The sequence below is a fragment of the Rohdeia mirabilis genome, from assembly GCA_007750655.1.
In the GTDB taxonomy this organism is placed as follows: domain Bacteria; phylum Planctomycetota; class UBA1135; order UBA1135.
In genome coordinates, this window is record CP036290.1 from 1,025,205 (window position 1) to 1,039,095 (window position 13,891).

Consider the following 13,891-nt stretch of genomic DNA (forward strand, 5'->3'; position numbering starts at 1 on the left):
CGACGCGGGCCCGGCGAGGAGTTGGTCGCGGCGCTCGGTCCTGTAGACGTAGACTGAGCGCGCCATGGCCACCAAGACGAACGCACGCCACATCGACCGCCCCGAAAACGCCCGCGCCGTACTCGACGACGACATCGGTTTCGTCGCGCTCGTCGATCGCATGGAGCAGGACGCCGCGCTCAAGGTCGTCAACGCCGCGCGCATCTCCTACAGCAAGAAGAAGGCGGGTTTCGACGATCGCGACAGCAAGCTCGCGCGCTTCCTGTGGGACCACGGCCACACGTCGCCGTACCGCCACTCGTTCTTCACGTTCCACTTCAAGGCGCCGCTGTTCGTCTTCCGTCAGGCCTTCAAGTACCAGGTGGGTTCGACCTGGCGCGAGTACGAGGTCGACGGGCACACGGTCAGCCTCGACGTGTTCGACGTGCTCTTCGACACGGACAAGGGCTGTAGTTGGAACGAGATCAGCGGACGCTACGTCGAGTGGACGCCCGAGTTCTACGTGCCGAACCGCCTGCGCGCGAACCCCTCGCACGGCAACAAGCAGGCGTCGCTCGAGCTCGGTGACGACTTCGACCACGAGGCCGAGCACGCGGCGATGGTGGCGGAGTGCGAGCGCGCCTTCGACGAGTACCGCGCGCGCTTGGAACGCGGCGTGGCGAAGGAGATCGCGCGCATGTTCCTGCCGCAGAGCATCTACTCGCAGGCCTACTGGACGGTGTCGCTACAGGGCGTCATCCACTTCCTGTCGCAGCGCCTCCACCCCGACGCTCAGTTCGAGATCCGGCGCTACGCCGAGGGCATCTTCGACCTGATGGCCGACGTTCTGGACCAGGTCGGCGTCGACCGCGAGAGCCTGATCGCCGCCGGCGCGCACTGAGCGACGCCCACCCGATCGTCGCCCTGCGGACGAACCGCCGCGCGCCACACCCGTTGGCCGGTCGACGCCCGTCCGACCCCGTTCCCCGACCGCCATGCATCCGATCGCGACCACGTTCGTCTCCGCCGCACTGCTTCTCGGCTTGACCGCTGGTCCGACCGTGTTCGCCGTCGACGCGGACCAGGATCCGGCGCCGCCCACGGCCGTGCCCGCCCAGGACGAAGCTCCGACCGGTGCCCTGGCGCAACTGCTCGCGACGTTGTCGGAGGAGGGGGTGGACCTCGACCTCGACGGAGGCCTGGTCTCGATCGAGGCGGCGGTCGGCGTGCGCAGCCAGTTGGTCGAGTACCTGCTCGTCGGCCCCGGTGGCGCGACGCACGAGTCGCTCCTGTACACCCGCGTGACGCCGAGCCTGCTGAACGCGGGACTGCTGGCCCTCGGCGCCAACCCCGGCCGCAACGCGCGCTGGGTCGAAGTGGAGCCCGAACCGCCGCTGGGCGAAGCCGAGGGCGGATCCGAGGCCGAAGCCGGTGACGACGGCGAAGCTGCCGACGCGCCGCTCGCGGACCGTCCGCGCTTCCGCATCGTTCCTCCGCACGGCGACGGCTTCTACCTCTACACCGCGTGGCGCGAGGAGGACGAGGTCTTCTTCTTCCGCGTCGAGGACCTCGTCGCGAACCTCGAGACGGGCCGCGCGATGCAGCGCGCGCCGTTCGTCTTCCTCGGCTCGCGCATGGCGACGATCGCGGGGATGGTGCGCCCGCTCGAGCGCGACGAGGAGGAACGCCCGGCCGACGACGAGATGCTCTTCATCGCCGACTACGAGCGCAACCTGATCAACCTCGTCTACTTCCGCGAGGGCAACACGCTGCTGACCGCCAGCCACGGCGAAGGCACGCGCGAGGACGTCTGGGCCGCCAACATCTGGAACCTGCCGGACACCGACCAACCGCTGCGCCTGATCTTCTCGCGCGAGAAACTCGAGCGCGTGCCCGAGGGGCTGGTCGACGGACTGCCGCTCGTCGTGCGTCCGGACGAGCCGGCGCGCTGGTAGGCGCGGCCGCTCAGCGCGGCAGGCCGGCCCGGTAGCGACGCACGAAGTTCGTGACGAAGTTGAACACGCACGTCTCCGGCACCTCCTCCGCCGCCTTGGACTTCGAGCGCCAGTAGCTCTCGCCCTCGATCTCGCGCCAGCGGTCGAACTCGAGCCCCATGTGGTTGAGCGCGTAGTGCTGGAAGTCGTCCGCGTCCTTCAGACCGGGCATCCACTCGAAGCCGTGGATGTAGAAGTGGTTCGCGGAGTCGAGCACCATCCCGTGGCCCGCCTCGAACCAGGCGACCACGTTGCCGTTGCCGTAGGTCTGGGCCGCCGCGGGACTGTCGATCAGCACCTCGGCCACTTCGGGGCGGTCGACCGTGATCAGCTGCGAACCCTCGAGGTGGAAGTAGGGGCGCACGTCCTTCGGGAACACGCCGGGTAGGAAGCGACTCTGCGGATCGACGGGGAAGATGGGGATCGATCCGACCACCTCCTCGCCCGCGCTCTCGTCGTGGGAGATGACGCCGGGATAGACGGCCTTCACCGTGTTCGTGAGGCTCCAGCACGAGGCGAACATGTGCCCGCCGGTGCGCACGAACCACGCCAGACGGTCCACGTCGTCGCCAGCCACCTCGCCGGTGCAGTTCGCGAAGAACGCGCTGAACGGGTGGAGTTCGGCCCGCTGGAGTGCGCTGGCGTTCGTGAGGCGGTAGGGGATCTCGATCCCGTCGAGCAGGTCCTGGATGTGGTCGTACTGGCCTTCGAGCGCGAGCACGTCGAACGACTCGTAGAGCCGGCGGTAGTCGGACGCCGTCGGCGGGCGCCCCAGATCGGAGTAGCCGTACTTCTGCTTCTCCTCCTCGGTGTCGGCGGGGTGGCGGAACACGAAGCGCTCGCGGTTCTCCTCCCACCACGCGGTCCAGGCGGCCTGCTTGTCGGGCACGTCGCCGCGGCGCGCGAGGCGCTTCAAGCCTTCGTAGGCCGTGCGCTTGACCGAGTGGTCGCGGTCCCCGAGCAGCTCGATCAAGGGCTCCATCGCCTCGGCGCGGTACAGCCAGCCGTAGCCCGCGGCCGCCGCCCCACGCAGCTTCCAGTCGCGCGCGCCGGTGAGCGTCGCGAGGGCCTGCGCCGCGCCGTCGACGTTGAGCTTGCCGAGCGAGACCGCCGCACAGACCGCGACCGTCCACTCGTCGTCCTCGAGCGCCGTCGTCAGGGGTACGAGCGCCGCGTCGAGACCCCGCCGTCCGAGTTGCACGCACAACTCCTCGCGCACCGTCGGATCGCCCTCGTTGCCGAGGCGGGCGGACACGGCCTGGACCCAGGTCGCGTCGTCGAACCCGCGCCCGAGCGCCTTGGCGGCGCGGATGCGATTGCGCGGCGCGCCGGACTCGAGCAGCGCGGTGACGACCTTCAGGTCCTCCTCCTCGCCGAGGCGCTCGAGCACGCGCAGCCCCGCGCCGCGCGTCTCGGGCCCACCGCCCCCCGCGGCGCGACGCGCGAGCTCGAGCACGTGTTCGCGCGCCCCCGCGAGCTTCGACGACTCGAGCTCGGACGTGTCCATCCGCTGCAGGACCATCCACGCCAGGTCGGCACCGCGCCGGGGATCGAGCCCGCTCGTGACCAACCCCAGGTTGTGCGCGCTGTCGGTCAGGTCGAGCGCGGCCGCCATGGCTCTGAGTGCGCGCAGCGACACCACGTCCACCGCGTTCGGGTCGAGCGCGAGACCCTGGACGATCGCCACGTTCTTCTCCGACGGGGCGGCGGCCACGGTGTCGAGTCCGCCGCACAGTGCGACCAGTCCGTTCTTCTCGTTGCGGTGCAGGGCGATCAGCGCTCCGAGGCCCGAACCGTCGCGCGCCCCCGCGACCGCAGCCCGCCCGGCCCAGTGCGCCACGCGCGGATCGTCGCTGGTCGCGAGGTCGTCGAGCTTCTTGATCTCGAACGCGACCTCGGCCAGTTCGCCGACGAACGTCAGGGCCTGGAGCGCGTTCACCGGTTCCTTGCCCTTCGCCTTCTTGACCAGCTCGTCGACCGCCTCCTGGGCGTCGAGCACGGCCAGCGCGTCGCACGCCGCGCGCCGCACGCGCGTGATCGGAACCTCGGTCGCCGTGCGCAGGAGGGCCTTCTGCGCTTCGGGGTCGGCGAGTTCCCCGAGCGCGGCCGCCGCCCGTTCGACCACTTCCCAGTCGGAGTCGTCGAGCGCCTTGGTCAAGAGCGCCACCGCGTCCTCGGGCTTCTGCTCGCGCACCGCGGCGACCGCCGCCAACCGCTCCTTCGCCTCCTTGGACCGCAGCTGCTTGGCGAGGTCGTCGGTCCCGAGGAACGCGGCGAGGAGGAGGGCGGTGGCGAGCGTGGTCTTCATGGGTTCGGGCGCGGGTGCTGGATCGGTACCGCGGCACGGGCGAAGGTAACGGGCGCGGTGCTCCCGACCGCCCCGGCTTCCCCGCATCCGATGCTGCGTGCGACCCGAAACCCTCGGTTCGCGTCACCGGCCGCCCGAACGACGCGCCCGTCCGCCCGAGTACCCGCCCCGATCACCTCCACTTCTCGCGCTGGCGTCCAACCGTGTCCCGAACCACCCGTTCCGTGCGCCCCGAGCGCTTCCAGACCGTGCGCCCCGCTCCCGTCCGAGAGGAGCGCGACTACGTGCTGTACTGGATGATCGCCCAGCGGCGCACGACCTGGAACTTCGGGTTGCAGCACGCGGTCGAGCTCGCGAACGAGTTGGGCAAGCCGCTGCTCGTGTTCGAGCCGCTGCGTCACGACTACCGCTGGGCGAGTCCGCGGCTGCACCGTTTCGTCCTGGACGGGATGCACGACAACGCGGCGGCGCTCGATGCGGCGGGCGTGCGCCACCACACCTACGTCGAGCCGGAACCGGGCGCCGCCGCCGGCCTGCTCGAGGCCTTGAGCGAGCGCGCCTGCGCCGTCGTCACCGACTACTACCCGTGCTTCTTCCTGCCCAGGATGGTGCGCCGGGCGGCGGAGAAGCTCGACGTGCGCGTCGAGTGGGTGGACAGCAACGGCCTGATGCCGCTCGGACTCACGCCGAAGGTCTTCACGCGTGCGTTCTCCCTGCGGCGCTACCTCCAGAAGGAGCTGACGCCGCACCTCGAACGTGCGCCGCTCGCCGATCCGCTCGCGGCACTCGCGGCGACGAACAAGGCCACGATCGCGCGCGAGGTCCTCGAGCGCTGGCCCGCTGCGCCCGCCGCGTGGCTCGAGCACGGAGCGGACCTCGCGCACCTGGGCCTCGCCGGCGACGTTCCCGTCTCGCCGATCACCGGTGGACCGCGCGCGGCCGGACGCCAGCTCGATCTCTTCATGGACGAGCGTTTCGCGCGCTACGGCACCGAGCGCAACCAACCGCAGGACGAGGTCGCGAGCGGTCTCTCACCCTTCCTGCACTTCGGCCACCTGTCGCCGTACGAGGTCTTCGAACGCGTCGCGCGCCGCGAGGACTGGTCGCCCGCCCGCATCGCCGACGCGCCCAACGGCAGTCGCGACGGCTGGTGGGGGATGAGCGAGACGGCCGAGGCCTTCCTCGACGAGTTGATCACCTGGCGCGAGTTGGGCTTCGTCGAGTGCCACCACGATCCGACGGGCTACGACCGCTACGAGTCGCTGCCGGACTGGGCGCGGACCACGCTCGAAGAGCATGCGAGCGACCGCCGCGAGCACCTCTACACGCTCGCGGAGTTCGCCGAGTCGCGGACCCACGATCGGCTGTGGAACGCGGCGCAGGGTCAGCTGCGGACCGAGGGTCGCGTCCACAACTACCTGCGGATGCTCTGGGGCAAGAAGGTCTTCGAGTGGACCGAGTCGCCGCGCCAGGCGCTCGAGTTCTTGATCGAGCTCAACAACCGCTACGCCCTCGACGGCCGCGATCCGAACTCCTACTCCGGCATCTTCTGGTGCCTCGGTCGCTACGACCGGGCCTGGGGCCCCGTACGCCCGGTCTACGGGAAGATCCGGTACATGAGTTCGGACAACACCCGTCGAAAGGTGCGGGTGAACGACTACATGGACCGGTACGCGCCCGCCGTCGAAGCGCCCTCGCTGTTCGAGGACGCCTGAGACGTGCCCGACCCAGGGCCGTACCGAACCACGCCGTGCCCAGCGCTTTCCACCGCGAACTCGACGCCCGATCCGTGGACCCCGAAGGGCGGTCCTGGGTCTACGTGCCCTACGACCAGTTGACGGCGGCGGTCGGTCCGCTGTCGGAGCGCGAGCCGACGGAGCTCGGGATCGTGATGGTCGAGTCGCCCGCGCGTGCGGCCCGGCGTCCGTACCACAAGCAGAAGCTCTCGCTCGTGCTGGCCAACGGACGGCAGTTCGCGCTCGAACAGGCGGCGCGCGGCGTGGCGGTCCGGCACGTGGTGGCGCCGCCCGATCCGAAGGGCGGCGACTTCGCTCCGGGACTGCGCGCCGTGGCCCAGCAGGTCGGTCCGCTGCGCGTGATGCGTCCCGCCGAGCGTGCCTTGCGTATCGAGCTCGCACCGCTGATCGAGGCGGGGCTCGTGATCGAGGTGCCGCACGCCGGTTGGCTGACCACCCGCGAGGAGTTCGAGCGCAGTCAGAAGAAGGGACCCCCGTACCGGATGGACGCCTTCTATCGCGAGGTCCGGCGGCGCACCGGTTGGCTGATGGAGGGCGATCGGCCGGTGGGGGGGCGCTTCAGCTTCGACGGCGAGAACCGTGAGGTCTGGCGCGGCGAACCGCCCGCACCGAGGCAGCCGCGCTTCCGCCCCGACGCCGTGACGACCGAGGTGTGCGAGCTGGTGGAGGCGCGTTTCGGCGCGCACCCCGGCGCGATCGACCCCGCGGCGCTGCCGACGCGCGGGCAGGAGGCACAGCGGATCTGGAGACACGCGCTCGAACACTGCATCGAGTCGTTCGGGCCCTACGAGGACGCGCTGAGCCGCGAGTCGCGCACGCTCTTCCACACCTGCGTGTCGAGTCTCGTGAACCTCGGTCGCCTGTTGCCGCGCGATCTGTGCGAGGACGTGTTGGCGAATGGCGAGCACCTGCCCAGCGTCGAGGGCTTCGTGCGTCAGGTCCTCGGTTGGCGCGAGTTCGTGCGGCACGTGCACGAGGCGACCGACGGCTTCCGCGATCTCGCGCCGCGCTTCGGCGGCGTGCCCGTCGAGGTCGCGCGCGGCGCCGCGGCGTCGAACGGGGCGCCGTCGAACGGGGCCGCTGTGAACGGGGCCGCTGTGAACGGCCGCGCGAGCAACGGCGCGGCGCCGGCCCCGGACGCCGCGTCCACGCGCGCACCGCTCACGCCCGAAGGGGATGCGGCGCCGAGCGTGCTCGATGCGGACCAACCGTTGCCGCCCGCCTACTGGCACGGGGGCTCCGGACTCGCTTGCCTGGACCACGAGGTCGAAGGGGTCTGGGCCACGGGCTACGGCCACCACATCACTCGTCTGATGGTGCTCGCGAACGTCGCGACGCTCGTGGGCGCTTCGCCGCGCGCGCTGACCGACTGGTTCTGGGCCGCGTACACCGACGCCTACGACTGGGTCGTCGAACCGAACGTGCTTGGCATGGGGACCTTCGCCGTCGGCGACCTCATGACGACCAAGCCCTACGTCAGCGGCGCGGCCTACATCCACCGCATGTCGGACCACTGCGGCGCCTGTGCGTTCGATCCGAAGCGCGACTGTCCGCTCACCCCGCTCTACTGGACCTTCCTCGAACGCAATCGCGAGGTGCTCGCCGGCAACTCGCGCGTCGCGATGCCGCTGCGATCGCTGGCGAAGCGCAGCGACGAACAGCGCGCGAGCGACGCGGCGGTCGCGCGACTCGCGCGCGCGAAACTCGCGGCCGGAGCGCGACTGACGCCCGCCGGACTCGCCGACCCCGAGTCGACCGAGGCCCAGCTCGAGATTGCGATCTGCGAACTCCTCCTCGAACGGTCCGACGGCGCCACGATCTGTCCCAGCGAAGCGGCGCGACGCGTCATGGAACTGCGCGGAGCGCCCGGCGACGGGTGGCGCGAGTTGCTCGAGCCGACGCGCGCCGCGGGACGGCGTCTGGCCGCCGCCGGAGCCGTGGTCTTCACCCAGGCCGGCGAGGTGGTGGATCCGGACTCCGTGCGCGGCGCGGTCCGAATTCGACGGGCCGCAGTCGGTAGCTGACCCTTATCGAAGTTGCATTTGGTGCCCATCTTGGCACTGCGATTTCACGGGTGCGGACACACGTTGCGCGGGGGCGCGCGGGGCGTCACTCTGGTGCCCAGTGGCCTGTCCTGCCACCTCGCCCGCCGATCCTCCGTGCCTCCGGACGGTCGGAATTCCACTCGTTCCTTGTCCACGGACGCTTCATGTCCTCCCTCTGTCTGCCCCGCATCGTCACCTTCGGTGTCGCCCTCTTCGGCTCGGTGTCCCTGCCGCTGGCCGCCTCCGCCCAGGTCGGTCCGGACGCGCCCGACTCCCTCGGCGCGGACCTCGTCCGCACGGGTGCGCTCGACGCGTTGGCCCCCGCTGATCGCGCTGGATTCGCCGACGCCCTCGAGCGCGCGATCCACACCGTTCGCACCGACGCGTCCGGGAGCCTCGTCGCCCGCAACCCGCGCCAGGCCTGGTCGCTCGAGTTCGGCCGCGACGGAGTGTCCGTGCGACCGGACTCCGGCGCGTTCGCCTGGGGCCTGGAGCTGCGCGCCTTCGGTCGGGTCGGTTCCATCGCCGGTGTCGACGGCACGCGCTCGATCCTCACCGCGAACGAGGGACGCGTCGAACGCGCTCTCGGCGCCGGACTGACCGAGTGGTACATCAACGACGCGCGCGGTCTCGAGCACGGGTACACGCTCGACGAGCGTCCGTCGGGTGCAACCGGCGCCGCGCTCTCGTTCACGATCGACGTCAAGGGCGACCTGCGCCCCGACGTTTCCACCGACGGGCGCGACGTGACGTTCGTCGACGGGGACGGCGCCGCGCGACTGGACTACGACGGCCTGGTGGCCTTCGACCGCGACGGCGACCTCCTGCCCGCGCACTTCACCGCGACGGCTGCCGGTGACCTCGTCCTCGTCGTCGACGACGCCGGCGCCGACTACCCGATCACGATCGACCCGATCGCCGAGCAGCAGGCCTACCTGAAGGCTTCGAACGCCGGCGCCGAGGACAACTTCGGCTTCTCGTGCTCGGTGCAGGGCACCACCGTCGTGATCGGCGCGCCCGTCGAGGGCAGCGAGGCCACGGGCATCGGCGGGGACGAGACGTCGGACAACGCCGGTACGTCGGGCGCGGTCTACGTGTTCAGCGTCGTCGCCGGCGTCTGGACCCAGGAGGAGTACATCAAGGCCTCGAACACCGACGTGGACGACCGCTTCGGTTGGGCCGTGTGCCTGGACGGCGACACGCTCGTCGTCGGTGCGCCCACCGAGGACGGCGGCGCGACCGGGGTGAACGGCAACGACGGGAACAACGGCGCGAAGGACGCCGGCGCCGCCTACGTGTTCGTGCGCAACGCGGGCGTCTGGAGCCAACAGGCGTACCTCAAGGCCTCCAACACCGACGCGTTCGACAGCTTCGGCACCTCCGTCGCGATCGTCGGCGACACGATCGCCGTCGGCGCGCCGTTCGAGGACAGCGCCGGCCTCGGCGTGCGCCCCGCCCAGGGCAACAACGGCCTCGGCTTCGACGCCGGTGCGGCCTACGTGTTCGTGCGCAACGGCGGCGTCTGGAGCCAACAGGCCTACCTGAAGGCGTCCAACACGGGCGGCGGCGACCAGTTCGGAACCGCGCTCGCCATGTCGGGCGAGACGCTCGTCGTCGGCGCTCCGTTCGAGGACGGCGACGGATCGATGCGCGCGAACGACGGTGCGGCGGACGCGGGTGCGGCCTACGCCTTCGTGCGCAACGGCGGAGCCTGGTCCCAAGAGGCCTACCTGAAGTCCTCGGCCGCCGATGCGGGCGACGAGTTCGGTGCCGCGGTGGCGCTCCAGGACGACTCGCTCGTCGTCGGCGCGCCCGGTGAGGACGGATCCGGAACCGGTGTCGGCGGCAACCGTGCGGACAACGGCACGTCGAACTCCGGCGCGGCGTACCTGTTCTCGCGCAGCGGCGGTGCCTGGACCCAGGACATCTACATCAAGGCGTCGAACACCGGCGTGGACGACCGCTTCGGCAGCGCCGTCGCGATCGATCTCGTCTACGACGTGGACCTGGCTCCCGACCCGGACCTCGACGTCATGACGATCCTGGTGGGCGCACCCTTCGAGAAGAGCTCGGCCACCGGCTGCGACGGCAACCAGGGCGACGACAGCCTCCTGCAGGCGGGCGCCATGTACGCCTTCCGCGCGGCTTTCGGCGGCCCGCTCGAGCAGATCGCCTACGTGAAGGCCTCGAACACGGGGATCGGCGACCGCTACGGCTCGTCGGTCTGCCTCGACCGAGCGGTCGTCGTGGTCGGTGCACCGATCGAGGCCAGCGAGGGCATGGGCATCGACGCGAACCAGGACCTCAACCGCGCCGGCGGTGCGGGCGCGGCCTACGGCGTCGACCTGCCGCTGCCCGAGCCGCCCCCGGAGCCGGAAGTGTTCATCTGCGAGGGGGGCAGCGTCCTGATCTACCCCTACATCCGCTCGAACCTGGGCGACGCGAACGTGTTCACCGTCGTCAGCGTCACCAACATCGCGCGCGGCGGCGACTGCACCACGGACGTCCACTTCCAGTACGTGAACGTCGGCCCGTCGGCGAGCCCGTTCATCTTCGCGGACTGTTCGATCTCGGACCGCATCGAGACGCTCACGCCGGCGGACACGCTCTCGGTGCTCACCAGCTGCCACAACGGCGCCTCGGGAACGGGGTACCTGGTGGTCAGCGCGATGGACCCGAACCAGCTCGACACCTACTGGTCCTTCAACCACCTCATCGGTTCCGAGCAGGTCATCTCGCCCCAGGGCGGCGTGTACTCCCTGCGCCCGTGGGACTTCTGCTCGCCGGTGGCGGACAAGAAGCCCTCGGACCTCAACTTCGACGGGTGCCGCAACTTCGACGGCGTCGAGTACGAGGCGATGCCGGACGAGCTGTACCTGGACACGTTCGTCGGCGACGCGCCGGGTGAACTGATCCTGATCAGCATGACCGGTGGGCAGTACCTGACCCAGGTCGACTTCATCGTCTTCAACGACAACGAGTACCAGATGTCCGCCCAGTTCGCGTTCTCGTGCTGGACCCGGACGCCGCTCGGCGAGATCAGTGGATTCTTCACCTCGGCTGGTCTCAACACGACGCTGACGGATCCGAATCAACTCGACCTGAACTGCGACACGGTCGCCGACGCCCACACGGGCTGGGCGATCATCCGACCCAAGCAGGCCCTGTCGATCACCGACGACAACATCGACGACCCTGCGGTCATCGGAGCGATCACGAACGACTCGGGGCAGTACATGGGCGCGCGCCTGCTGTGGGAGAGCGTCGCGAAGCAGACGAACGGCAAGTTCCCGCACTGAGTCGGACCTGATTCGAGTCGCCGCCAACGCGGCCGATTCTGAACGTATGAGCGGGGCGCCCTCCATGGAGGGCGCCCCGCTCGTCGTTGGTGACGAGTGGCTCGATCCGCTCGAACTCCGCGTCGCAGGCGGGCGAAACCTCCCGGCGGCGCCGAGGTACCTGCTCCCATGACTTTTCGCACCACCCGCGTCGGGGCCTCGTTCGGCCTCGCCTTGCTCGGCTGTGTTGGCCTCGCCGTCTGGGTTCTTCGGTCCGCGTCCAGCGATGCCCCGTTCGTGATCGAGCAGGAGCAGGTGGCCGGGCTCGCGACGCCGCCTGGAGTCGACGCGGATCTCGCGCAGGACGGGACGCGGATCCAAGGTCTCCGCGCGTCCGAGCGCGCTGCGCTTGCGGACTTCGAACTCGGTATCGAAACGGACGCGGCACTCGCGGCAGCAGATCCCGATCGCCTGGTGCGGTTCTTCGACCCTGAAGGCCAGCTGCTGACCCAGTCGGTGCGCGCCGTTGTCGTCACCACCGCTGGAATTCCGTTGGATGCGCAGGTGACAGGTTGGCTCGAACGACCGGAGGCGGACCACCCTCAGCTCCTGCTGGTCGCCGGCGATGGACTGGTCCCGCGCCACGTGTCGATCGGGAGCGCGGGGCCGATCGATCTCGTGCTGCACCGGGCCGGATCGGTCGAGTTGCGCGTGATCGACGTGGACGAGAGGCCCGTGTTGGGTCGGTACGTCAGGATTCACCTCGGCCAGGGCGGTGAGCTGACTCGAGCTCACGACCAGCGCGGGTCCAGCCCCGGCCGACCGTTCGAGGTGCGCCAGCTGGGCCATGGCGTGAGCTTCTCGTCCAGGCTCGCGAGCGACGAACTCGTGCCCCCCTACAGCACCCCCGAGCGAACGGCGCGCTCTTGGGTGAACGCCGTCACCAAGCGTCGTGATCGCCATGGCATCGCACCCGAAGTCGTCGTCGACATGCTCACCTCGGGCGGGGGTGGGTACTCGGACGCGGAAGGGCGCGTTCGTGTCGCGAGCCTCGATCCTTCCGAGGGCTATCGCTGGAGCGTGTACGGAGGTTGCAGCGCCATGGAGCCGGAGCTCGTCGAGACCGTCGGCGATCGACGCATCTCGTCCGCCGACGGAGTCGTCGTCGAGCCGGACCGTCGCACGACCTACACGGCGATCGTCGAGGATCACGGAACGATCGCGGTGGGGTTCGACACCACGGGCCTCGGCGCGGTCGAACATGCGGCGGTGAAGCTCGAGCGCCGCGACGGCCAACTTGGAGACGCGGGGGCCGATCGCCAACGGGGTGAGGCGCAGCGCCTGCTCGAGGAGTCCGATGGGGGCATCGTTTCGTTGCGGTTCCGTGGGCTCCCGCCCGGCGACTACCGTTTGAGCGTCCTCTGTGGGTCCTACGCGCGCGGCCTGCGCTTCGACGAGCGGGCGTTCACCGTCGATGACGCGGCGGTTGACCTCGGAGTGCTCGGCCAGGACCTCGAGCGGACAACCATCGCCTTCGGTGTCACCGATCCGTTCGGACGTCCGGTCACCCTGCCGGAGATCGCGCAGGTGGAACCGAAGGTGACGCTGACCTTCGTCGGACCGTTGGAACGTGCGGGGCGTCCGGCCGGTGGGGGCGACTGGCCGCCGCGCTCCCGTGTGCTGTTCGATCTCGCGCTCCCACCGCTCGGTGCCGTCGTCGTCGAAGGTCTCGAGTGGCAGGAGTACTCGGTCGACGTCGACGTGTACCGGCACGCATCGTCGATCGGCGAGGTGCTGGAGGTCGTTCCGGACGAGCGCCCTGCGCGAGTTCGTGTGCGGCCGGACTCCGAGACGATCGTCCCTCTCCACGTCGCAGCCGCCATGCATACCACGATCGCGGTCGAGACGGACAGGTCGGTGCTCGGTGGCTACGGAACGGCGCGCCTGGTACTCGTGGCCGAGTCGACGGACTACCGCGTCCTCCCGTACGTGGCGCTGCCCGACGCCGGTCGTTCCACGATCTCCTTCTACCCCTGCCCCGCGGGGACGTTCCGCCTCGTCGGCCGCGTCGAGCGCACCGTCGTCCCCGCTCAGCCCGACGGAGTCATGGTGTGCTCCCCCTTCTCGGTCCCCACGGGACGCGGGATGCTCGTCGATACGATCGTGCACCTCACGGCCGAGTACAGCGAGGATCCCGTCGTGGTGACTGCGAGCATCGGAGCGACCATCGAGGGTCGCGTGCTCTTCGAGGGTCCGCTGCCCCTGAATCCACGCGTCCGGGCCGTTCCGCTGGACCCGTTCCTGTCGAGCCTGTCTTCGATGCGTGCCGTGAGCTTCGTCGAGCGGGTCGCCGACGAACCTGGCGTTGGTTCGTTCTTCATCAGCGGCCTCGTTCCGAACTCCACCTACGCCGTGGGCCGATACGGCGAACAGATCACGACCGGCGCCGAAGGGTCGGTCGCCCGTGTGGAACTCGGTGTCGAGTTCTCTGACGCGGAAGGCGAGTGAGGACGGCGCACGGGCACGGCAC

7 protein-coding genes are annotated in these 13,891 nt (G+C 70.1%); 6 read left to right on the forward strand and 1 reads right to left on the reverse strand.

Features of this window, described 5'->3' with window-relative positions; genetic code table 11:
- The first annotated feature begins 64 nt into the window (after positions 1-64).
- Positions 65-880 (forward strand): FAD-dependent thymidylate synthase, encoded by an 816-nt coding sequence (thyX, locus tag Pla163_RS03800; RefSeq protein WP_145183809.1) that lies wholly within the window; start codon positions 65-67, stop codon positions 878-880.
- A 94-nt stretch (positions 881-974) separates the two neighbouring features.
- On the forward strand, positions 975-1,934 hold the full coding sequence (locus tag Pla163_RS03805) for a YdjY domain-containing protein (protein ID WP_145183811.1): 960 nt from the start codon (positions 975-977) through the stop codon (positions 1,932-1,934).
- 10 nt (positions 1,935-1,944) lie between these two features.
- On the opposite strand, the gene Pla163_RS03810 is transcribed toward Pla163_RS03805, so the two are convergent.
- Positions 1,945-4,281 carry a HEAT repeat domain-containing protein gene (locus tag Pla163_RS03810; protein WP_419186296.1) on the reverse strand — a complete coding sequence of 779 codons (2,337 nt, stop codon included), beginning with the start codon at positions 4,279-4,281 and terminating at the stop codon, positions 1,945-1,947.
- 203 nt (positions 4,282-4,484) lie between these two features.
- Between Pla163_RS03810 and Pla163_RS03815 the strand changes: the two genes are divergently transcribed.
- The 4 genes from Pla163_RS03815 to Pla163_RS03830 all read left to right on the forward strand — a co-directional run bounded on the left by Pla163_RS03815 (position 4,485) and on the right by Pla163_RS03830 (position 13,869).
- Positions 4,485-5,996 carry a deoxyribodipyrimidine photolyase gene (locus Pla163_RS03815; RefSeq protein ID WP_419186297.1) on the forward strand — a complete coding sequence of 504 codons (1,512 nt, stop codon included), beginning with the start codon at positions 4,485-4,487 and terminating at the stop codon, positions 5,994-5,996.
- Positions 5,997-6,031: 35 nt separating this feature from the next.
- Positions 6,032-8,062, forward strand: a complete 2,031-nt coding sequence (locus Pla163_RS03820) for a cryptochrome/photolyase family protein (protein WP_419186298.1) — start codon at positions 6,032-6,034, stop codon at positions 8,060-8,062.
- Between the two features lie 185 nt (positions 8,063-8,247).
- Complete coding sequence (locus tag Pla163_RS03825; RefSeq protein WP_145183820.1) at positions 8,248-11,382, forward strand: FG-GAP repeat protein; 3,135 nt, start codon at positions 8,248-8,250, stop codon at positions 11,380-11,382.
- Between the two features lie 96 nt (positions 11,383-11,478).
- Complete coding sequence (locus Pla163_RS03830; RefSeq protein WP_145183823.1) at positions 11,479-13,869, forward strand: hypothetical protein; 2,391 nt, start codon at positions 11,479-11,481, stop codon at positions 13,867-13,869.
- Positions 13,870-13,891: the final 22 nt, after the last annotated feature.

Coding starts and splice junctions, on each gene's coding strand:
- thyX (WP_145183809.1), top strand. CDS start 65: ATGGCCACCAAGACGAACGCACGCCACATCGACCGCCCCGAAAACGCC.
- Pla163_RS03805 (WP_145183811.1), top strand. CDS start 975: ATGCATCCGATCGCGACCACGTTCGTCTCCGCCGCACTGCTTCTCGGC.
- Pla163_RS03810 (WP_419186296.1), bottom strand. CDS start 4,281: ATGAAGACCACGCTCGCCACCGCCCTCCTCCTCGCCGCGTTCCTCGGG.
- Pla163_RS03825 (WP_145183820.1), top strand. CDS start 8,248: ATGTCCTCCCTCTGTCTGCCCCGCATCGTCACCTTCGGTGTCGCCCTC.